Source organism: Acinetobacter sp. UBA2581 (assembly GCF_002339435.1).
Taxonomy (GTDB): Bacteria; Pseudomonadota; Gammaproteobacteria; order Pseudomonadales; family Moraxellaceae; genus Acinetobacter; species Acinetobacter variabilis.
Window position 1 is genome coordinate 1 of record NZ_DDLD01000070.1, and the last position, 20,548, is coordinate 20,548.

Here is a 20,548-nt window from a genome sequence, read left to right on the forward strand (position 1 = left end):
TATTTCATCGAACTCAGGTTACTTATTTTACGAGATCTTCCTGATCGACCATACCCCATTTTGCTTCAGGCGGCTGGTAGTCTTGAAATTTTTGCAAAATTTCTTCGAAGTCATCACTCACGATCAGGGATTCAGTAAAACGTGGCTTGGTAAAACCTTTGTCCGTGGTCATCTGAATGAATTTAAGCAGATCATCATAAAAGCCATCGGCATTGAGAAAAGCGCAAGGTTTTTTATGAATTCCAAGTTGAGCCCAGGTCCATTGCTCAAAAATTTCCTCGAGCGTTCCAGCCCCACCCGGAATAGCAATAAAACCATCGGAGAGTTCTGACATTTTGGTCTTACGCTCATGCATATTGTCGACTACATACAGCTTGGTAATATGCGGATGTGCCAGTTCGCGATTAACCAAGGGTCTTGGAATGACACCAATAACCTCGCCCCCTGCAGCCAAGGCACTATCCGCTACAATGCCCATCAATCCGGAACGACCCCCACCATAAATTAGTGTTTGCTGTCTTTTTGCCAGGGTTTGGCCTACCTTTTCAGCAATTTGTTTATAACCAGGTTCAGAACCTAGCGCTGAGCCACAGAAAATTGCGATAGAATTCATCATTTTCACCATTGCATTGCCGGTATATAGTACGCAGGCAGCGCCTGAGAGTTTTTTTTCAAAAATAACTGCACAATCAGTGTTTTTATTCAATTCCTTGTCTAAAATACACGCATTTAGATTAACATACTGCGCAAGGGAGAAAAGATAGCATGCTTGAAGCCTTTTACGCCACAGAGCGCGGTAGCCTAGAAGATGCCACCATCAATGGTGATTTCGACCTGCATCCGGAACTGGTTTGGATAGATTTAATTGCGCCTTCACAGGAAGAACAGCAATGGATTCTGGATGCCTATGAGCAAAATCTGCCCACCTTAAAATCTCTGGAAGATATTTCTTCGAGTGCCCGATTTTACCGTGATGATGACGGTATTTTGCACATCAGTACCTATTTCTTAACGAAAAATAAAAATTATCAGGTCGAAAGTGAACATGAGGATGATGCCAGCATCCTCGCAACGGTTCAGACAGTCGCTTTCATTTTACATAAAGACCGGCTCTTTACCCTGCGTGGTGAAAAGCTGGTAGCTTTCCGGGCCTTTCGTGCCCGTGCGCGTCGCAATGATTATGATATTGACTATAAAGATCCAACCTGGATTCTGCTCGGTTTACTCGAAGCCAAACTGGATGAGCTAGCGGATATTCTGGAAGATGTACATAAGGATCTGGAAAAATACTCAACTGAAGTTCTGAATAACCGGCATCGTGAGCAGATCCTCGATCTGGATGACATGATTACCCGTCTGGCCCAACTGGAAGATATGCTCGGAAAAGCTCAGCTCTGTCTGATCGATTTACGACGGGTACTTACCTTCCTGTCACGTCCACGAGCCTTAGGCAGTCATATTTATGATGCGGATATTCGGGAACTCAGTGAAGACGTCCGCTCACTGGTCGAGCATGATGCCTTCCTGTTCCAGAAAGTCCGCTTCTTGCTGGATACCACGTCCGGATTCATTAACACTGAACAGAATGATACGATCCGTCGCTTCTCGATTTTACCGAGTATGCTTGCGCCACCCATGCTGATTGCCAGTATTTACGGGATGAACACTGATGTCTTGCCCTTCGCTCAAGGTTCGATGAGCTTTGTGATGGTGAGCATTATTATTATGGGCTTTTTGATTGGGCCATTGATTTACTTTAGATGGAAGAAGTGGATTTAGAATCCCTCCTAATTTCTCCTAAGGGAGGAATTTCCCTCTCTTTTCAGGTGATGTGCAGCACTGCTGCTCAAGGGTGGGGTCAGAATTAACCCTCTCTAACTCTCTTGTGCTTAGATTTAAGGCAGTGCTTTAAATCTCTCGCTCAGAAAGAAAAGACTTCCAATATTTGCTTAAAGTTCGAATCCAGGCCCATTTCTCCACTTTTTTAAAATACAAGTCCCCTCTCCTTTCAGGAGAGGGTTAGGGAGAGGTTAATTAACTAATCCCTCCTAAGCTCCCTTTGAGAAAGAGAGGAACTTTTTTAAAATATACCGGCAATAAAAAAGCACCTTTCGGTACTTTTTTATTTACTGAATGATCTGTAAATCATCCTGCAAATGGCAGGCCTGAATGATCTTCATCATTTTCTCAGGAACCGCTTTAAACTGTAGTCCTCGTGCTTGTGGAGTTTGGCGCAACCAGCGCACCAGAACTGCCAAAGCCAAAGTGCTACCCTGCTCAAGTCCAGCCAGATTAACTACCACAGGAAACTTGTCCTGTGACTGAATGACGCGCAGACCATCTAAGTAATAGCTCTGCGCATTGTCAGCGTCAATCTTGCCTGAAACCTGCAGTTCCTGATTATTGAATTGAATCACAGCTCACCTATCTTATTTTTTCTTGTCAATCGCCGCTTCAGCATCTGGCTTGAAGTTAGCAATGGCTTTATCCAGGTTACCACCATTACGTTTTACTGTAGCCGCAAACTGATTACGGAACTGCAGACCTAGGTCAATACCAGAAACATTGATGTTACGGATTTTCCATTGTGAACCTTTATCAACCAACTGGAAAGCAACCGGAATTTTCTCGCCTTTGTTATTAAAGTCGATGGTCACTACAGGATTTTTGCTGTTAGTCGCCTTGTAAGGACGAACGCTGTAAGTCTGGTTACTGAACTTAGAGAAAGCCGTACCATAATTTTCAATCAGGGTTTCACGGAAGTTTTTTTCAAACTGTGCACGCTGCGCCGCAGTACTATACTGATTGGTCGCATAAGTCCCCATCACGATCCGGGTAAACGATTGTGAATCGATATACGGGTCAAGGTTCTGACGGACAATCGTTTTCACAAGCGCAGGATTATTCTGCAATTTGGCATGATCGGTTTTAAGACGATCAATCAAATTGTCTGCAACTCTTTTAATAAAAGCAGGTGGGGCTTCAGACGGTGCAGCAAACACTGTACCAGCAACCATTGTTGAAAGAATGCTTGCAGCAAGCGTTTGTTTTACTAAAGTCTTCACTCAAATCTCCTCAATCTGTTATTCAACAAATGCAGGTTCTGCATCTGTTGTTTCTGAAAATGCAGCTTCTTCTGAGGCACTTTCCTGACTATCTGACGATTTTCCGGCACCGCCGGTAATAAATTTCGTCACTAAATCTTCAATTTCCATGGTCCCTTGAGTGTTCGCAATCTGCTCACCACGTTTCAAGTAAGTCAGACCGCCACCTGGAATAATTTTCAGATACTTTTCACCCAATAAACCATTTGTTGCTACCATAATGTAAGCATCTTCATCAATATTGGTGATGGATTTCATGTTGTCTAATAGTTGTTTTTCCATTGATTTTTGTTGCGCAGGATCGGCTGCGGTATAGTCTGAACTATAACGTAACTCTTCGAGGGCTTCCTGCTGAACCTGCTTGAGCTGCTCGGCATTAAAGGATGTCAAAGAGCCATCCAGTGTCATATGGACTGTGGCTAAACGGGTCACCGGATCAAGTGTAATTTTATCGACCTGACCGACTTTCACCCCACTTAAAGCAACTTTAGCGCGTGGTTTGATGCCATTTACATTTTCAAAAGTCGCTGTCATCTGATAGCTATCAGAAATATTGGTGCCTACCAGACCGCTGACACGCATCGCCAAGAAGAACAGGGCGATACCGAAAAGAATGACAAAAACACCAACGGCCAGCTCACTAGTACGTGATTTCATTAAATACCTCCGAACATGACCGCAGTCAACACGAAATCAAAACCTAATACGCACAGCGAAGAATAGACGACCGTACGTGTTGTAGAAGTTGCGATACCTTCTGATGTTGGTTCACAGGCATAACCCTGATAAACCGCGATCCAGGTACAAATTAATGCAAAAACAGAACTCTTGATAATGGTGCCATTTAGGACATCTTTATAGAATTGCACGGTACTTTCCATGCCACTCCAATATGCCCCTTCATCAGCACCCAGAAAATCAACGCCTACCATTTTTCCGCCCATAATCCCGACCGCAGCAAAGATCACTGAGAGCATTGGCAAGCTAAAAATACCGGCCCAAAGGCGTGGTGAAATCACCCGTTTTAAGGGATCAACCCCGATCATTTCCATACTGGACAATTGCTCGGTCGCTTTCATCAGACCAATTTCGGCGGTTAAAGCAGAGCCGGCACGACCCGCGAACAGTAAGGCAGCAACCACAGGTGCCAATTCACGTAACAGGGTTAAAGCCACTGCAGTACCAAGCATCGCTTCACTACCAAATGTTGACAGGATGGTATACATCTGCAAACCGAGTACTGAACCAATAAACAGGCCAGATACCGCAATAATCAAGAGTGACAACACCCCAACCCGGTACATCTGATAAACAAACAGCTTTACTCCAAGCCAGGTCGGCATGGAAAAGAGAATCTGCAACAGCATCAGTGTTGCAACACCAATCCCCTGAACACGTTCAATAACGCGTCTACCTAAGGCAGCAATGGCATTCATGAACGTACCTCATCACTTAAATAAGCCTGATGACTAAACTGATAATCTACCGGGCCTTCAACCGAACCGGTTAGGAACTGTTGCACAAAGGCTGAAGGATGATTTTTCAATTCCTCTGCTGTGCCCTCACCCTGGATTTTGCCTTCTGCGACCACATAGATGTAATCAGCAATCGATAAAGTCTCTGCTACATCATGCGAAACAATAATGGTTGTTAAATCCAATGCTTCACGTAGAGAGCGGATCAGTCGAGTCAAAACTCCCATAACAATCGGATCCTGCCCGGCAAAAGGCTCATCGTACATGATCAGCTCCGGGTCCAGTGCAATCGCACGAGCCAATGCGACACGACGATTCATCCCGCCAGACAGCTCTGAAGGCATCATCTGCTCTGCCCCACGCAGTCCTACTGATTCGAGTTTCAAAGCCACGATTTCAGCAATCAGATGTTCAGGCAATTTGGTATGCGCACGAATCGGAAAGGCAACATTTTCATAGACGCTCATGTCGGTAAACAGAGCGCCACTTTGAAACAGCATCCCCATACGTGCACGTGCAGAAAAAAGCTCAGAACGGGACATCTTGGCAATATCTTTACCGTCCAGTAAAACCTGACCCTGTTCAGGCATCAGTTGCCCACCTATCAATCTTAATAAAGTGGTTTTACCAGTTCCGGAAGGTCCCATAATGGCGGTAATCTGCCCACGACGAATGTTTAAACTGACATCGTCATAAATTACACGCTCACCCCGCTTGAAACTCAAATTCTTGACTTCAATCAAAGACTGAGGATCCTGCGCTGTTTGATTTTTCATAGCTGAGTTTATTCCTGCATTTTTTCAGCATGCATATGACAAAAGAACGAAGTTCAACATGTTAGCATTTGAAAATGAAGGGTCAAGTTCATGGAAAACATAATGCTCCATGCCTGGCCATATATTTCTAGTAATCAAAAATTTTATTTCGACGCAATTTTAACAGACTATGATCCATTTAAAAAACGATATACATAATAAATCAGATTGCACAAAAGCAAAATTACTGCAATGTAGGACATGTACCCCTCAATAATATGAAAGACTATAAAAAGACGCTTTCAGATTACGGATCATCATAAACTCAGAAAAAGTTGATGAAGTAGGCATTTTATGCTGAAAAAACAAAAAATCAATGCATAAAAAAACCAGCACTCAGGCTGGTTTTTTTTCAGACATTATTCAATTAGTCATTGAATTTACGACGTGGACGATCTTCACCGAATGAACGCTCGCCACGTGGCTTGTCATCAAAGTTGCGACGCGCTGGACGGTCATCACCGAATGAACGCGCTGGACGATCACCAAAACCACCTTCGCGACGTGCTGGACGATCACCGAAATCACGTTTTGGACGGTCACCGAAACCACCTTCACGACGTGGAGCAGGACGATCACCGAAATCACGTTTTGGACGGTCACCGAAACCACCTTCACGACGTGGTTTGTAATCTACACGGTTACCGCGGTTGTCATCATTACCTTCGAAACGAGGACGGTCACCGAAGTCACGACGCGGACGATCATTATTAAACTCACGACGTGGACGGTCTTCATTGAAGTCACGACGTGGACGATCACCGAAACCGCCTTCACGACGAGGACGATCGCTATTGAAATCACGACGTGGACGATCTTCGCCACTGAACGCAGGACGTTCGCCACGAGGTTTGTCATCGAAGCTACGACGTGGACGGTCATCACCACCTTCACGACGTTTGAAGTTGCTCTCGCCTTCGAAACGACGACCACCACCGAAGCCACGACCGCCATCACGACGACCGCCACGACCACGACCAGCGCCATCACGGCTACCGCGTGCAGGAGGTGGAGATGGCTCAAGACCTTCAATTTCGGATACATTTAGACGAGCTTCAAGGAAGTCTTCTAGTGCACGGATTTTACCGCGTTCACGATAAGTCGCTAAAGTAATTGCTTTACCAGTACGGCCCGCACGACCTGTACGACCGATACGGTGTACATAGTCTTCGTTCTTCATAGGAAGACCAAAGTTGATCACGTGAGAAATTGTCGGTACGTCTAGACCACGTGCTGCAACGTCAGTTGCAACCAGGATTTTTGCACGACCTTCACGGATGCTGCGCAGACGACGATTACGAACGGTTTGTGGCATCGCACCATGTAGAGCAACAACTGATAAACCTGCTTCAGCAAGTTCTTCAGCCAGCATATCTGTATCTTCTTGAGTAGAAGCAAAGACCACTGCCTGATCAACGTCTTCTTCATTCAACCAGTGAGTAAGAAGTTTTTTCTTGTGCTCGAAGCCATCAGTCCAGTGTAAAGTCTGGGTAATGTCAGTATTGGTAGAGTGACCAGTTTCAATTGCAATACGCTCTGGCTCATTCATCATGCGTTCAGCAAGGGTAATGATACGTGGAGCGAAAGTTGCAGAGAACATCAGTGTTTGTTTACGGTTTGCAGCCAAGTCACCGATTGCTTCCAGGTCTTCAGAGAAACCAAGATCCAGCATACGGTCAGCTTCGTCGACGATCAGCGAGTCAACTTTATCAAGTTTGATTTGACGACGGTTAACAAGATCAAGTAAACGGCCTGGAGTTGCTACAACAACCTGTGCACCTTTTAACTGCTGGATTTGTTTACCAAATGGCATACCACCCATAATTGCAGCAATACGAACACCTTTCATGTGACGTACAAATGCGATCGCGTCTTGGCATACTTGTTGTGCCAATTCACGAGTTGGTGAAATCACCAGAATAGTTGGTTGAGTCACCGCTTTCATACGTTCTTTAAATGGTACGAAAGTATCTTGGTTAGCAAGTGCGTTCAAAGTTGGGAGAAGGAACGCAGCGGTTTTACCCGAACCTGTCTGGCTAGATACTAAGAGGTCTTTACCTTCTAGTGCAGCAGGGATAGATTGTTCTTGTACAGGAGTCGGAGTAGTAAAACCTAAGCCTTGAAGGGCTTGTTGTAACGATTCATGCAAAGAAAATTCAGCAAAAGTTTTGCTCATAGAGTATTCCACCCGGAAATTGGGTGCTCCATTAAAAATAAAGTCAAATGGACATCGACAAAAAGCGGTACAGCAATTAAACGCTGAAAAGAGATGATTCAGCGGCGATCCGAGTAACGACGATGTGATATAACGCACGCATGATTACGGCATAACCTGAAGGAATCGCTTTAGCGATTGGGGCGCGAGATATCGTCCTCTCTTTGGACCGCACGCGCATACACAATGATAAGAAGAGAAATGTTCAGGTGACGAACAGAAATTAAGTGCGTGCGCAGATTATAGCAGGATTATTCATAAAGTCATCCGCTTTTCAGATTATTTTGTTTAACTGCTAATTTCTCGATCAATTTCTAAGACTTAAACAAGAAAAGAAATGTAATTAATTCTCCGGCTGGTCAATTTTCTTTTTATCAAGGCTGTGAATCATCTAAATATGAAGATATTTATCAGGTAATTATTTTCAAAAAATAAAAAAGGCATCCCGAGAGATACCTTTTTAATATTCGATTTACGGCGTTAAACCCGATTATTTCGCTGCGTCACCCCAAGCAGGAACAACTGCTTGCATAAGAGGTTTCAGCATTTTCATTGAACAAGCCAAAACTTGACCATTTTCCATAGAATCGCTACCACCACGCGCATCAACCACAGTACCGCCCGCTTCTTTCACGATTAACTCGCCTGCTGCAATATCCCAAGGTTTCAAGCCAAGCTCGAAGTAACCATCAAGACGACCAGCAGCGACATAAGCCAGATCCAAGGCAGCTGAACCCCCACGACGGAATTGTGCACCTGCTTCAGTCACATTGAGCAATGCATCAAAATGATTCTTGGCATAAGAGACTACTTCACCATTACGTTTAGTACGGTAAGCATGACCTACTGCCAGAAAAGTATTGTTCAGACTGTCTTTAACATTTACACGGATACGGCGCTGGTTCAGCATCGCACCACGACCACGGCTCGCAGAGAATAGCTCATCTTTCACAGGGTCATAAATAACACCGTGCTGAGTTACACCTTTGTGCTGAACTGCGATAGAGATACAGAAATGCGGAAAACCGTTGATAAAGTTTAGTGTGCCATCAAGTGGATCGATCACCCAACACCAATCAGCGTCGTGACCTTTACCTTCTTGCAGACCAAATTCTTCACCAAGGAAACTATGATTTTTATAGCTTTTACGTAGAGTATCGATGGTCAACTGTTCCAGATAACGATCTACACGCGTTACCGGACCATCAATGTCTTTTTCTTCGACTTGCAGATCGAGTTTATGACGATTTTGATGCGCTTTTAAAAGCTCTTGACCAACTAATTGAGCCGCACGCGCAGCCATCACCACCATAGGTTCCATTGAACACCCACTACAAATTTGAAGATACTGATAAAGAATAATGCATAAAAGCCCGCATATTTTAGCAAATATCCGGGCTTTTTGGGAAAAAATGTGTCGAAACTTTTTAAGAGTTTATAACAGGACGCTTTGACCTAGCTTTGACCAAGCTTCATTGATTGATTTTTCAATGCCTTGGCTATCAAGTCCTGCCTGTTGCAACATTTGACTATGTGTTGCTTGTGCCATAAAGCTATCCGCTAAACCTAGATTCAGGATTGGTTTAACAATTTGAGCTTCAGCCAGATACTCATTCACTGCACTTCCTGCGCCGCCCATGACTGCATGTTCTTCAACAGTAACAAACAGGCTGGTTGAATGGGCCAGTTGGTTTAACATTTTGGTATCCAGTGGTTTGATGAAACGCATATTTACCACGCGTACACCCACATCATGCTTGCTGGCAAATACTTGAGCAGCTTCAACTGCAGCTTGAACTCGACTACCGAATGCTAGAATCGAAACATATTCATCATATTGTTCGTTCAGACTGAGCAATAATTCTGCCTGACCGATCTGCATCTCGGTCATGGTTTTTTGGATTTCCACACCCAGTCCATTCCCGCGAGGATAACGCACTGCTGCCGGACCATGATACAGATAAGCCGTATGCAACATTTGACGGCACTCATTCTCATCTTTTGGTGCCATGATCACCAGATTCGGAATGGTACGCATATAGGCATAATCATAGGCACCGGCATGCGTTGGACCATCTTCACCAACCAGACCGGCACGGTCGATCCCAAACGTCACATCCAGATTTTGCAGTGCCACGTCATGGACCAACTGGTCATATCCACGTTGCAGGAAAGTTGAATAGATTGCGACGACCGGTTTTAGACCTTCACAAGCCATACCTGCTGCCAGCGTCACTGCATGCTGTTCAGCAATGGCCACATCAAAGAAACGTTCAGGATATTCTTTGGCAAACTGCACCATGCCCGAGCCTTCACACATTGCCGGAGTAATCGCCAATAGACGTTTATCCTGTGCTGCTTCATCACATAACCATTGTCCAAATACATCTGAATATTTGGGTGCTGGATTAGGGGCTGCAACTGCATTGAGTTTGCTAATCGCGTGGTATTTAATCTGATCACATTCTGCTGGCGCAAAGCCCTTACCTTTTTTGGTATAGATGTGGATCAGACGTGGGCCTTTACGTTTTTTCAAGGCTTTAAAAACGTGTACCAGCTGTTTAACATCATGGCCATCATAAGGACCAAAATAATCAAAACCAATGGCTTTAAACAGGTTATCTGCGGCATCAGTTGCAGCTTGATGTAAACGCGAGTTATACAGCCATTCCGGGTGCGGCTGTACATAAGCCTCACCATCTTCAGTTACGTTGACGAATTCGCCACGTTCCCAGATTGCAGCGAGATGCTTGGCAAAACCGCCAGTACTACATGAAATCGACATATCATTGTCGTTCAGAACCACCATCAGGTCAGCCTGATGTGCCACAGCATCATTCATAGCTTCAAAAGCCATACCTGCGGTCATGGCCCCATCACCAATGATTGATACGACTTCACACGGATTGTTCTGATAACGGCGTGCCAAAGCCATGCCGAGGCCAGCAGAAATTGCGGTAGATGAATGCCCTACCCCAAAAGTATCAAATTCGGATTCTTCACGTGCCGGAAATGCAGCCAGACCATCTTTTGCACGGATTGTAGTGAGCTGTTCACGACGTCCGGTTAACGCCTTATGCGGATAAGCCTGATGACCCACATCCCAGATCAGGCGATCATGTGGCGTATTAAAGCAGTAATGTAAAGCGACAGTAAGCTCAATCACACCCAGATTGGCCCCAAAGTGTCCACCACTCTGACCCGCAGCATACAAAATGAATTGACGTAACTCATCCGCCACTTGTGTGAGCTGGCTTTGCTCGAGTGCACGCAGTTGCTCAGGATGATCGATCGCATCAAGCAACGGTGTTACAGGGCGTTGAGTTGGTATTTCTGTATACAGCATATATGGCAAAGCCTTCTAAAGCCTGGCAAAATCTTAAGCTAGGTCAATGGGGGAATAACCGATCATATAGTTGAATTGTAGCAGCTTCAATTCAGCTACGCTTCTAGCGATGCAATATTAAACAGCGATCTCGTCGGGATGAAAAATTTGCAGGCTACGATTATCCTGAATAATCTTACTATTTATCAACTATTATCGTTCGCTTTCTACAAAAAAGAAAATGTTCTTCATAAATTCAGCTGAGCAATTCTACTAATGTTTAAGCATTACGCTATACTTTAACTACTTTATTAGGATTTTACGGGTTCAGCTGTGCCTATCGAATTTGTCGCAACTTCAAGATTACCGACCGCTCATGGTGAATTTAAAATTACTGTTTTTCAAGACCCTAAGACTGGCGAAGAACATGTCGCACTCTCCAAAGGCCTCGAAGAACCAAGTGATGAACCTGTGCTGGTGCGTGTACATTCTGAATGTTTAACCGGTGATGCCTTTGCTTCATTAAAATGCGACTGTGGCCCTCAACTCCAGGCAACACAAAAACTGATTAATGAAGTGGGTCGCGGTGTCATTCTTTATTTACGTCAGGAAGGACGCGGAATTGGCCTGACCAATAAAATCCGTGCATACGCCTTGCAAGACCAGGGACATGATACGGTCGATGCCAATCTGATGCTGAATTTACCTGCAGATGCACGTCAATATGATATGTGCAGCATCATGCTGGATCACCTAGGTGTAAAAGCCGTCCGCCTGATCACCAATAACCCTTTAAAAATTGATGCACTGAAAGAGCAAGGTATTAATGTAGTGGACCGTGTACCACTCACTGTGGGCTTAAATCCCTTCAATGAGCAATATCTCAAAACCAAGCATGAGCGTATGGCGCATATGTATCAGAAGGAAGATTTTTAAAAGAATCTCCCCCTGCCCCCTCTTTTTCAAAGAGGGGAAATTTCCTTTTATATAAGTATAGGGAAGCCTCCCTTTTTTAAAGGGAAGTTTGGAGGGATTTATAAGATCCTAAGAGGGATTCTTAAATCGTCATCGAGAAAATCCGGTTCTCTGGCATACGACGCTTTAAACGTAAATCAAAAGCCATGCAAATATTGCGTACAAATGGTTTCCCTTTCTCCAAAATCGTGACTGAAGAGTCTTCAATTTTGATCAGCTGATCCTGCTGCATTTCCTCAAGCTGCTTTAGAACTTCATTAATTTCAGCAAACTGCATGTCAGGTTTTGCCCAAGAGGTGGTAAAGCTACACATCAAGTTCAGGATATGTTTGCGAATAATCAGATCTTCCTGAGTCAGGATATGCCCTTTCACCACTGGAATCTGATTCTGCTCTAGCAGTTCATAATATTCTTCAATAGTTTTCACATTCTGCGCAAAGCTATACCAGCTATCACTAATCGAAGAAATTCCGAGTCCGATCATCACCTGAGTTTTAGATGCGGTATAACCCATAAAATTGCGGTGCAAAGTTCCAGACTGAAAGGACTGGTACATGCTGTCTTTTTCTAGCGCAAAATGATCCATACCAATTTCATGATAACCATGCGCCAAGAGCTTTTTCTTACCCTCTTCATAGCACTGACGCTTGATCTCATCTTTGGGTACATCAGCATCTTTAAAACCGCGCTGGCCATTCCCTTTAATCCAAGGCACATGTGCATAGCTATATAAAGCCAGACGGTCTGGTAATAGGGAATTGGTCTGATCAATGGTATTTAAGACATCCTCCAGGCTTTGAAATGGCAGACCAAAAACCAGATCATGCGAAATCGATTCATAACCAATTTCTCTTGCCCATTCAGTCACCTGTTTAACATTTCCATAAGGTTGAATCCGGTGAATGGCATTTTGTACAGTTTCATTATAATCCTGCACGCCATAACTCACCCGACGAAAGCCCAGGTCATACAAGCCTTGCAAATGCTCACGCGTGGTATTGTTTGGGTGACCTTCGAAGCTGAATTCATGTTCTGCTGCAATCTCGGCTTTGGACAAAATACCTTGAATGAGCTGGGTTAAATGTTCAATTGAAAAGAACGTTGGTGTCCCACCGCCAAGATGAATTTCTTTGATGATGGGTTTTTCTTCTAATAACTCATAATACAGCTCCCATTCTTTCAGCACAGCTTGTATATAGGGCTGCTCGACTTCATGACGTTTGGTCACCCGTTTGTGACAGCCACAAAAGGTGCATAAACTTTCACAAAATGGCAGATGGATATACAGGCTAATGCCTTCAGTCGCATTCGACTCCTGAAAAGAACGTTTTAGTGTCTGCTTCCAGAGCTCTAGTGAAAATCCTGAGTCTTCCCAATAAGGAACGGTTGGATAACTGGTGTAGCGGGGACCGGGGACATTATATTTTTGAATGAGAGAATTTGCCTGCACAGTCATGAATGCCTACCACCTTATCAGTCAGGTTAATGCGCTGCATAGAGCGCTGTTGAGGTTATTGTGCGGAGCTCAAAAAAAGAATTCAACCTAGTAGTCTGGTCGGATTTGAGCTGAAGCAAATTGCTCTAAAACATTAGGTTGAATGTTGTTACAGATGGTGAGCATCCAGAAAAACACCTTAATTTTTAGGCCATTTTATGCTTTGATGTTATCAGTCTTTTTATTTCCCTATGAGGGTTCTGATGCAGCATCCCACCTCTGCAGATATTCAACGCGTTCGCGATTTTCTCCTCGACCTGCAAGCCCGGATTTGTGCCGCGCTGGAACAGCAGGAACGTGCCGGTGGCGGCACAGCTGAATTCGTAATTGATGACTGGGAACGCCCTGAAGGTGGCGGTGGCCGTTCACGCGTACTGCAAAATGGTACGGTAATTGAAAAAGGCGGTGTGATGTTCTCTCACATCAATATTTCCAAACTGCCCGCTTCTGCCACCGAACGCCATCCGAATATAGCAGGAGCTAAAGCCCAAGCCATGGGTGTATCGTTAGTCATCCATCCTAAAAATCCGAATGTCCCGACCTCACATGCCAATGTACGTTTATTTGTAGCGGAAAAAGAAGGTCAGGATCCGATCTGGTGGTTTGGTGGCGGTTTTGACCTCACCCCTTTCTATCCAAATGATGAAGATGTGCTGTCATGGCACCAGACCGCGCATGATCTCTGTGCGCCTTTTGGCGAAGAGGTTTATCCAGAACATAAAAAATGGTGTGATGATTATTTCTATCTAAAACACCGTGATGAGCAGCGCGGTGTCGGTGGCCTATTCTTTGATGACCTGAATCAATGGGATTTTGAAACCTGTTTTCAGTATATACAGGCTGTAGGTAATGGTTATCTCGAAGCAATTCTGCCAATTTTCCAGCGTAACCAAGACAAGTCTTATACTGAAGCACAACGTGATTTCCAGCTGTACCGTCGTGGCCGTTATGTGGAATACAATCTGGTATATGACCGTGGCACACTGTTTGGCCTGCAGACGGGTGGCCGGATTGAATCGATTCTAGTGAGCCTGCCGCCTCTTACCGGCTGGTTATACCGCCCGGAATGGGCTGAAGGATCACCAGAAAAACGCTTGACCGATTACTACCTTAAACCGCATGACTGGTTAACAGAATTAAAAACTAAATAAAGCAATCAAAATATTTAAATACAAATTGCCCTCAGATCGAGGGCTTTTTTAATGGATAAATCCTCTATACTGCAACTCAGAAAGATATTTCAGGATCTACTCCTAGATCTCGACTCTGATAAAGATAAATTCTGCTAGGTAAAAATAACAATGTTTAAGCTTCACCTTAATCCTGCTACATTGGCCTTTTGGCTATTTCTGGCGCTTGGTATTAGTGCGATTAGTACCGCTGTCATCAGTCATAACCTGATTCTAGATGTAGTTGCCATTTTTGTGAGTGTCCTCACGATTGCCGGAACCCTCTTTAGTATGGCCTTGCTTTTTGTCGAACATATTATTGAAATCTGTAGTTCCTAAACCTTTAAACTCCAGCCTGCTTTTCACTGCTGACAGGCTTTAGCCCTCCTGCATTTTCACGTATATTAATGGCCATTTCCGCACATGGACATGGTGAAATGAGCAAGCAATTTGCCGTTATTGGCAACCCCATCGAACAATCACGCTCTCCTGAACTACATCAGGCTTTCGCTGCTAAAACCGGGGTCGATCTGACCTATACCAAACGCCTTGCCCCACTGGATGGTTTCACAGCCAATATCCAGGAATTTTTTGCTCAGGGCGGTATTGGCATGAATGTGACTGTGCCCTTCAAAGAACAGGCCTTTGCCCAATGCCAGGTCCTTACCGAACGTGCCAAAATCGCCAAAGCCGTGAATACCCTATGGATGAAAGATGGCATTCTGCATGGTGACAATACTGACGGACAAGGCTTAGTAGAGGCTATTCGTGCTCTTGACTGGACTCTGGAAAATACCGATATCCTGATTATTGGTGCTGGTGGCGCGACCCGCGGTGTTATCTATCCATTGGTACAGGCCGGTGTGAAGAAGATTGTTATTGCTAACCGTACTTTGTCACGTGCAGAACAACTGGTTGCCGATCTAAAAGACGCTGTTCCACAAGCAGAACTGCAAGCCATTGCCTTAACTGATTTAGCCGGTGAGTTTGATATTGTAATTAATGCGACTTCTGCCAGTCTTAGTGGTGATGCGCTGGTACTAGCTGAAGCTCTACAGTTTAAACATGCCTATGAAATGGCCTATGGCAAACCGTCCACTTTTCTGGATCAAGCTCAAGCCCGTGGCGTCCCTACTTCTGAGGGTTTCGGCATGCTGGTCGGTCAGGCTATTGAATCTTTTTATATCTGGAACGGGGTAAAACCTGAGCTGAAAGATTTTCTTTAATTCTGAATATTTTTGAGGTGAACGGGTTAGTCATTAATTCGTTCACTCTTTTCCTTTCATTAAAAACAATAAAAATTAAATTGGATTTAATGACATGATTTATCCAATGATTAGACCCTAACATTCGTGTACAATTCATACAAAAACACCCCTAGACAATCTCCCTAAATATTGATTAAAGTCCAGACAGATAAGCGTTTTTAAATACAAGTGTCTTATTTAAAGATGGAGATTTCCTTTATTTAATCTTTAAACTTGTCTGATCTTCTCGATTCGCTTTTCTGACATTTTTATTTGTTGTCTTTATCAATGTTTTTTTATCCCCAATGTGAATAATCATAGAATCGATACAAATAATCCAAAACTATTTTAATCAGGATTAAACGCATGCCAGCATATAAAGCTCCTTTACGTGATATTCGCTTCTTAATGAATGAAGTGCTTGATTACCCTGCACATTACCAAGAACTGTCAAATGGCGAATATGCCGATGCAGATACGGTAGACATGATCCTAGAAGGTGCGGCAGATTTCTGTGAAAATGTACTTTCTCCGCTGAACCAGACTGGCGATGCAGAAGGCTGTCACTTTGAAAATGGCGAAGTACGCACACCGAAAGGCTTCAAGGAAGCTTATGATCAGTTCGTGCAAGGTGGCTGGCAAGGTCTGTCTTATCCTGAAGAATTTGGCGGTCAAAATCTGCCGATGTCTTTAAACCTGATCAAATCAGAAATGATGGGTACGGCAAACTGGTCTTTCCAGATGTATCCAGGTTTGAGCGTGGGTTGTATCAATACCATCATCCAGTATGGTACTGATGAACAGAAAAATACCTATTTACCGCATCTGGTTGCAGGTACCTGGTCAGGAACCATGTGCCTGACTGAGCCACAATGCGGTACCGATCTGGGTCAGGTAAAAACTAAAGCAGAACCACAAGCTGATGGTACTTATGCGATTTCTGGTACTAAAATCTTCATTTCTGCTGGTGAACACGATTTAACTGAAAACATCGTACACATCGTTTTAGCACGTCTTCCAGATGCACCACAAGGCACCAAAGGCATTTCCCTGTTTATCGTACCGAAATTCATTGCCACTGAAGATGGCGGCATCGGTGAACGTAATGCCGTGAACTGTGGTTCGATTGAACACAAGATGGGGATCCGTGCCTCTGCAACCGCTGTACTGAACTTTGATAATGCAGTGGGTTATTTAATTGGCGAGCCAAACAAAGGCTTGCATGCCATGTTTACCTTCATGAATACCGCGCGTATTGGTACCGCAATTCAAGGTATCTGTCATGCAGAATTATCGTTCCAGGGTGTATTGCCATATGCCAAAGAACGTATGTCGATGCGTGCCCTGTCTGGTAAAAAAGATCCGGAAAAAGTGGCGGATGCGATCATCCACCATGCCGATGTGCGCCGTATGCTGTTGACCCAGAAAGCGATTGCTGAAGGTGGTCGTGCCATGATCTATCATGCAGCAAAAATCGCAGATAACATGAATGATGCCCTGCTGCGTGGTGATACTGCTGAATTTGAACAGCAGGATGATCACTTAGGTTTCTATACCCCTATTCTGAAAGGCTTCCTGACTGAAATGGGTTATGAAGCAGCGAACCACGGTATGCAAGTATTTGGTGGTCATGGTTACATCAAAGAATGGGGCATGGAGCAAATCGTTCGTGACTCACGTATCTCTACCCTGTACGAAGGAACGACTGGCGTTCAGGCACTTGACCTGATTGGTCGTAAGGTCCTGCTAACCTCTAAAGGTAAAGTGATTCGTGATTACACCGCTGAAATTCTGAAATTCTGTGGACAGCATGCACGCAATAAATACATGCGCCGTTTTGCCTGGGACCTGACCAAGCTATGTGCACAGTGGAATGCGTTAACTGTACGTATCATGCTGGCAGCACGTAAAGACCGTGACATCGTATCCTCTGCTTCTGTGGACTTCCTGATGTTCTCAGGCTATGTAATGATGGCTTACTTCTGGGCACAACAAGCTGCAGTGGCTTCAGCGAAATTGGTTGCTAGTGATGGTGCAGAAGTTCCAGAGTTCTACAAAGCGAAAATTAAAACTGCTGATTTCTACTTTGAGCGTTTATTGCCACGTGCCCAAGGCCATGCTGAAGCAATGGTGAATCCATCCAAAACCATGACTTCACTGGCAGCAGAACACTTCAGTTTTGATTACTAAGTCAAAAGTTTAGGTTTTAGCTTTAAAAAGAGCGCTACGGCGCTCTTTTTCATATGTCAAAATGATGACTGGATACAAAGAAAAATCTGCTGCGTACACAAACTACACAAATTTATATCTATAATTTTCAGACGTCTATTAAATAATCCATATAATTTACTTGAATATCTATAAATACAGGGTATGATGGCGATAACTAGAAAAATTCTTGTTTTGGTTAGTCTTCTTTTAAGTATCGCAGTTTTAGTCATAAACCTTCGTTTTAAAGATCAATAAGCTCCATCCTTTTTATTTTTCAAAGTTACAGCTAGTCATCTGAAATTTTGACTATAAATCCATAAGATTCAATAGGTTATATTATGTCTAACACAGTTACCGGTACAGTAAAGTGGTTCAACGAAACTAAAGGTTTTGGCTTCATTCAACAAGACAATGGTCCAGACGTTTTCGCTCACTTCAGCGAAATCCAAGGTTCAGGTTTCAAAACTTTAGCTGAAGGCCAAAAGGTTTCTTTCAGCGTAGCTCAAGGCCAAAAAGGTCCTACAGCGACTAACATCACTGCAATCTAATATTGCGAAGATGAAAAAAAGCACTCATTAGAGTGCTTTTTTTGTAACTTAAATTGACTAATTTTAGTTTCCAGATCAATTAATTAAATTTAAAAGATAATTAAATATTATATTCGCTTTTCATTCATCATCTTGTCCTAAATTTCTTCATCTGATTTCACTCACGTTAAAACATGAAGAAACGGAGAAGAATTTTGATGATTTTAAAATCAAAAATTGCCCATAAAATATAGAATTTTTAATAAAATTTATTATTTATTAATTACTTAAATACAAACTTGAAAGAAATTCTGAAATTTACAAAAGTGTTGTCTATGGCTCCATCTTCCCTACATCGCTGACTCCTATGATGAACTCATTGAATAAATATGAGTATGATCACGAAAAAATTAGTTTCTTCTTTAATGATTGGCTTGATTGCAACAACAGCTACCATGTCTGCAATGGCGGCGCCTGGACCGGATCATCGTCATCCAACCCCATCAGCGCATCATTTTGATAAGAAACCAATGCCGCATAGAGGTGGTTTCCATAAAGCACCTCCTAAAGCGCATTTTAACCAGCATGATCGTCATGATAACTTTGGCAAAAAAGACCATAAAGGCTTCTTCAACAAAAATCATCACAATGGCCCGCATCACACATTGCCACCTAAGTATCGTTAATCTGAATGGTTTAAATGCATAGTGAAGAGAGAAGAAAAGCCCGATGTAACTCATCGGGCTTTTTCTTTTTAAACTTGATTAATTATTCGGATAGATTAGGCAATTAAAGAAATTCTTCCAGCACAGAGTTTAAAAAGATGTGACCTTGCTCAGTACATGCCAGACGTTCTGTATCTTCTACCATCAGTTGACGTTGACGCAGTGAAGTCAATAATTCACTCAGTGTATCCAGACTATAGCCTGTTCGCTCAAGATAAAGCTTCGCTTCCACACCATCATTTAAACGTAAGGCATTCATCATAAATTCAAACGGCATATCTGCCGCTTCGATGCGCTTAAACTGCAAATGTTCGGCTGGCACTTTGGCTAAATAGTCTTTAGGCAAACGGGTTTTCTGGAAACGGTAAACACCATCCGGTTGAGTCACTTTGCCATGCGCCCCTGCTCCAATGGCCAGATAATCACCAAATTGCCAGTAATTCAGATTATGTGCCGAGGGTAATTCTTTACGCCAAGCAGAGACTTCATAATTGATAAAGCCATTGGCTTTTAAATAAGCCTCGCCCTGTTCCTGAATCTCTTCTAGTACTTCATCGACCGGTAAAATCGGCTGAGTACGGAAAAATACGGTATTTGGCTCAATGGTTAACTGATACCAAGAAATATGCGTAGCACCATTCTCGACCGCCAGTTTCAGGTCATTGAGTGCCTGCTCCAGTGTCTGTTCAGGCAAGCCATGCATCAAGTCGACATTAATCCGCTGAAATCCTGCGTCACGCGCCAAGCCAATCGCCGAGATCGCATCTTCATTGCTATGAATTCGGCCCAGCTTTTTCAGATGCTCGGTATTAAAACTTTGCACGCCTATCGAAAGACGATTAATGCCAGCTGCTAAATAGCCAGCAAATGGGTCATGTTCCACTGTACCTGGATTGGCTTCCAGTGTGATTTCACAATTCTCTTCAAAAGGAATCAGTGCTTTTAGTTCTGTAAATAACCACTGATAACCTGCAGCAGAGATCAGTGACGGCGTTCCCCCACCGATAAATACACTATGAATCGAACGACCTTGGGCAAAATCAACCTGAGTTTTAAAGTCCTCTACCAGCGCATGCAGATATTCCCGTTCCAGGTCCAAAGAGAGTTTTCCATCAGGTACGGTATGCGAATTAAAGTCACAATACGGACATTTACGTACACACCACGGCATATGGATATACAGGGATAAGGGAATAAGTGCAGGATTCAATTCAGCCAAAGAACTACTCAAAAACAACTACAAGATCTAGCGTAATTTTAACATG

The 20,548-nt window shown here is 43.6% G+C and carries 19 protein-coding genes; 8 read left to right on the forward strand and 11 right to left on the reverse strand.

Translation table 11 applies throughout. The features are described 5' to 3' along the window. Nucleotides 1–22 precede the first annotated feature (22 nt). Entirely contained in the window at nt 23–613 is a 591-nt protein-coding gene (locus B3Q46_RS08235; RefSeq protein WP_286714732.1) for a TIGR00730 family Rossman fold protein, read from the reverse strand. A 152-nt stretch (nt 614–765) separates the two neighbouring features. Here B3Q46_RS08235 and B3Q46_RS08240 point away from each other — a divergent pair, with 152 nt between their 5' ends. After that, entirely contained in the window at nt 766–1,779 is a 1,014-nt protein-coding gene (locus B3Q46_RS08240; RefSeq protein ID WP_004786961.1) for a CorA family divalent cation transporter, read from the forward strand. A gap of 347 nt (nt 1,780–2,126) precedes the next feature. Here B3Q46_RS08240 and B3Q46_RS08245 read toward each other — a convergent pair whose 3' ends face one another. The 8 genes from B3Q46_RS08245 to dxs all read right to left on the reverse strand — a co-directional run bounded on the left by B3Q46_RS08245 (nt 2,127) and on the right by dxs (nt 10,955). Further along, on the reverse strand, nt 2,127–2,417 hold the full coding sequence (locus B3Q46_RS08245) for an STAS domain-containing protein (RefSeq protein ID WP_180054098.1): 291 nt from the start codon (nt 2,415–2,417) through the stop codon (nt 2,127–2,129). 12 nt (nt 2,418–2,429) lie between these two features. Further along, nucleotides 2,430–3,065 carry an MlaC/ttg2D family ABC transporter substrate-binding protein gene (locus tag B3Q46_RS08250; RefSeq protein WP_004786965.1) on the reverse strand — a complete coding sequence of 212 codons (636 nt, stop codon included), beginning with the start codon at nt 3,063–3,065 and terminating at the stop codon, nt 2,430–2,432. 18 nt (nt 3,066–3,083) lie between these two features. Then, nucleotides 3,084–3,761, reverse strand: coding sequence for an outer membrane lipid asymmetry maintenance protein MlaD (locus B3Q46_RS08255; protein WP_262477757.1), 678 nt, complete (start codon nt 3,759–3,761; stop codon nt 3,084–3,086). After that, nucleotides 3,761–4,540, reverse strand: coding sequence for a lipid asymmetry maintenance ABC transporter permease subunit MlaE (gene mlaE, locus B3Q46_RS08260; protein WP_286714737.1), 780 nt, complete (start codon nt 4,538–4,540; stop codon nt 3,761–3,763). Before mlaE ends, B3Q46_RS08255 begins: the two co-directional genes overlap by 1 nt. Continuing rightward, nucleotides 4,537–5,355, reverse strand: a complete 819-nt coding sequence (locus B3Q46_RS08265; RefSeq protein ID WP_286714739.1) for an ABC transporter ATP-binding protein — start codon at nt 5,353–5,355, stop codon at nt 4,537–4,539. Before B3Q46_RS08265 ends, mlaE begins: the two co-directional genes overlap by 4 nt. Nucleotides 5,356–5,761: 406 nt before the next feature. Further along, nucleotides 5,762–7,570 (reverse strand): DEAD/DEAH box helicase, encoded by a 1,809-nt coding sequence (locus B3Q46_RS08270; protein ID WP_286714741.1) that lies wholly within the window; start codon nt 7,568–7,570, stop codon nt 5,762–5,764. Between the two features lie 529 nt (nt 7,571–8,099). Next, the gene (locus B3Q46_RS08275; RefSeq protein WP_286714743.1) at nt 8,100–8,930 is read right to left on the reverse strand and encodes an inositol monophosphatase family protein; all 831 of its coding nucleotides are present in this window, start codon (nt 8,928–8,930) and stop codon (nt 8,100–8,102) included. A 114-nt stretch (nt 8,931–9,044) separates the two neighbouring features. Then, entirely contained in the window at nt 9,045–10,955 is a 1,911-nt protein-coding gene (gene dxs / locus B3Q46_RS08280; RefSeq protein WP_005233697.1) for a 1-deoxy-D-xylulose-5-phosphate synthase, read from the reverse strand. Nucleotides 10,956–11,267: 312 nt separating this feature from the next. Here dxs and ribA point away from each other — a divergent pair, with 312 nt between their 5' ends. Continuing rightward, a complete protein-coding gene (gene ribA, locus B3Q46_RS08285; protein WP_004786979.1) occupies nt 11,268–11,870 on the forward strand; it encodes a GTP cyclohydrolase II in 603 nt (200 codons plus the stop codon). Nucleotides 11,871–11,991: 121 nt separating this feature from the next. Here ribA and hemN read toward each other — a convergent pair whose 3' ends face one another. After that, on the reverse strand, nt 11,992–13,365 hold the full coding sequence (gene hemN / locus B3Q46_RS08290; protein ID WP_175966165.1) for an oxygen-independent coproporphyrinogen III oxidase: 1,374 nt from the start codon (nt 13,363–13,365) through the stop codon (nt 11,992–11,994). A 242-nt stretch (nt 13,366–13,607) separates the two neighbouring features. Here hemN and hemF point away from each other — a divergent pair, with 242 nt between their 5' ends. From hemF to B3Q46_RS08320, 6 genes are all read left to right on the forward strand, one after another. Beyond that, the gene (gene hemF, locus B3Q46_RS08295; protein WP_175966167.1) at nt 13,608–14,555 is read left to right on the forward strand and encodes an oxygen-dependent coproporphyrinogen oxidase; all 948 of its coding nucleotides are present in this window, start codon (nt 13,608–13,610) and stop codon (nt 14,553–14,555) included. Between the two features lie 150 nt (nt 14,556–14,705). After that, a complete protein-coding gene (locus B3Q46_RS08300) occupies nt 14,706–14,912 on the forward strand; it encodes a hypothetical protein (RefSeq protein ID WP_005233693.1) in 207 nt (68 codons plus the stop codon). Nucleotides 14,913–15,010: 98 nt separating this feature from the next. Further along, nucleotides 15,011–15,799: a shikimate dehydrogenase gene (gene aroE, locus B3Q46_RS08305; protein ID WP_286714779.1), complete on the forward strand. Its 789-nt coding sequence runs from the start codon at nt 15,011–15,013 to the stop codon at nt 15,797–15,799. A 387-nt stretch (nt 15,800–16,186) separates the two neighbouring features. Next, a complete protein-coding gene (locus B3Q46_RS08310) occupies nt 16,187–18,010 on the forward strand; it encodes an acyl-CoA dehydrogenase C-terminal domain-containing protein (protein WP_286714746.1) in 1,824 nt (607 codons plus the stop codon). Between the two features lie 359 nt (nt 18,011–18,369). Continuing rightward, nucleotides 18,370–18,579, forward strand: coding sequence for a cold-shock protein (locus B3Q46_RS08315; protein ID WP_004786992.1), 210 nt, complete (start codon nt 18,370–18,372; stop codon nt 18,577–18,579). Nucleotides 18,580–18,947: 368 nt separating this feature from the next. Then, nucleotides 18,948–19,244 (forward strand): hypothetical protein, encoded by a 297-nt coding sequence (locus B3Q46_RS08320; protein ID WP_286714749.1) that lies wholly within the window; start codon nt 18,948–18,950, stop codon nt 19,242–19,244. Nucleotides 19,245–19,347: 103 nt separating this feature from the next. On the opposite strand, the gene hemW is transcribed toward B3Q46_RS08320, so the two are convergent. Further along, a complete protein-coding gene (gene hemW, locus B3Q46_RS08325; protein WP_286714751.1) occupies nt 19,348–20,502 on the reverse strand; it encodes a radical SAM family heme chaperone HemW in 1,155 nt (384 codons plus the stop codon). Nucleotides 20,503–20,548: the final 46 nt, after the last annotated feature.

Excerpts from the sequence above, each read along its gene's own strand:
- B3Q46_RS08235 (WP_286714732.1), bottom strand. The coding sequence starts at position 613 with ATGAATTCTATCGCAATTTTCTGTGGCTCAGCGCTAGGTTCTGAACCT.
- B3Q46_RS08240 (WP_004786961.1), top strand. The coding sequence starts at position 766 with ATGCTTGAAGCCTTTTACGCCACAGAGCGCGGTAGCCTAGAAGATGCC.
- B3Q46_RS08255 (WP_262477757.1), bottom strand. The coding sequence starts at position 3,761 with ATGAAATCACGTACTAGTGAGCTGGCCGTTGGTGTTTTTGTCATTCTT.
- mlaE (WP_286714737.1), bottom strand. The coding sequence starts at position 4,540 with ATGAATGCCATTGCTGCCTTAGGTAGACGCGTTATTGAACGTGTTCAG.
- B3Q46_RS08265 (WP_286714739.1), bottom strand. The coding sequence starts at position 5,355 with ATGAAAAATCAAACAGCGCAGGATCCTCAGTCTTTGATTGAAGTCAAG.
- B3Q46_RS08270 (WP_286714741.1), bottom strand. The coding sequence starts at position 7,570 with ATGAGCAAAACTTTTGCTGAATTTTCTTTGCATGAATCGTTACAACAA.
- B3Q46_RS08275 (WP_286714743.1), bottom strand. The coding sequence starts at position 8,930 with ATGGAACCTATGGTGGTGATGGCTGCGCGTGCGGCTCAATTAGTTGGT.
- dxs (WP_005233697.1), bottom strand. The coding sequence starts at position 10,955 with ATGCTGTATACAGAAATACCAACTCAACGCCCTGTAACACCGTTGCTT.
- hemN (WP_175966165.1), bottom strand. The coding sequence starts at position 13,365 with ATGACTGTGCAGGCAAATTCTCTCATTCAAAAATATAATGTCCCCGGT.
- hemF (WP_175966167.1), top strand. The coding sequence starts at position 13,608 with ATGCAGCATCCCACCTCTGCAGATATTCAACGCGTTCGCGATTTTCTC.
- B3Q46_RS08300 (WP_005233693.1), top strand. The coding sequence starts at position 14,706 with ATGTTTAAGCTTCACCTTAATCCTGCTACATTGGCCTTTTGGCTATTT.
- aroE (WP_286714779.1), top strand. The coding sequence starts at position 15,011 with ATGAGCAAGCAATTTGCCGTTATTGGCAACCCCATCGAACAATCACGC.
- B3Q46_RS08310 (WP_286714746.1), top strand. The coding sequence starts at position 16,187 with ATGCCAGCATATAAAGCTCCTTTACGTGATATTCGCTTCTTAATGAAT.
- B3Q46_RS08315 (WP_004786992.1), top strand. The coding sequence starts at position 18,370 with ATGTCTAACACAGTTACCGGTACAGTAAAGTGGTTCAACGAAACTAAA.
- B3Q46_RS08320 (WP_286714749.1), top strand. The coding sequence starts at position 18,948 with ATGAGTATGATCACGAAAAAATTAGTTTCTTCTTTAATGATTGGCTTG.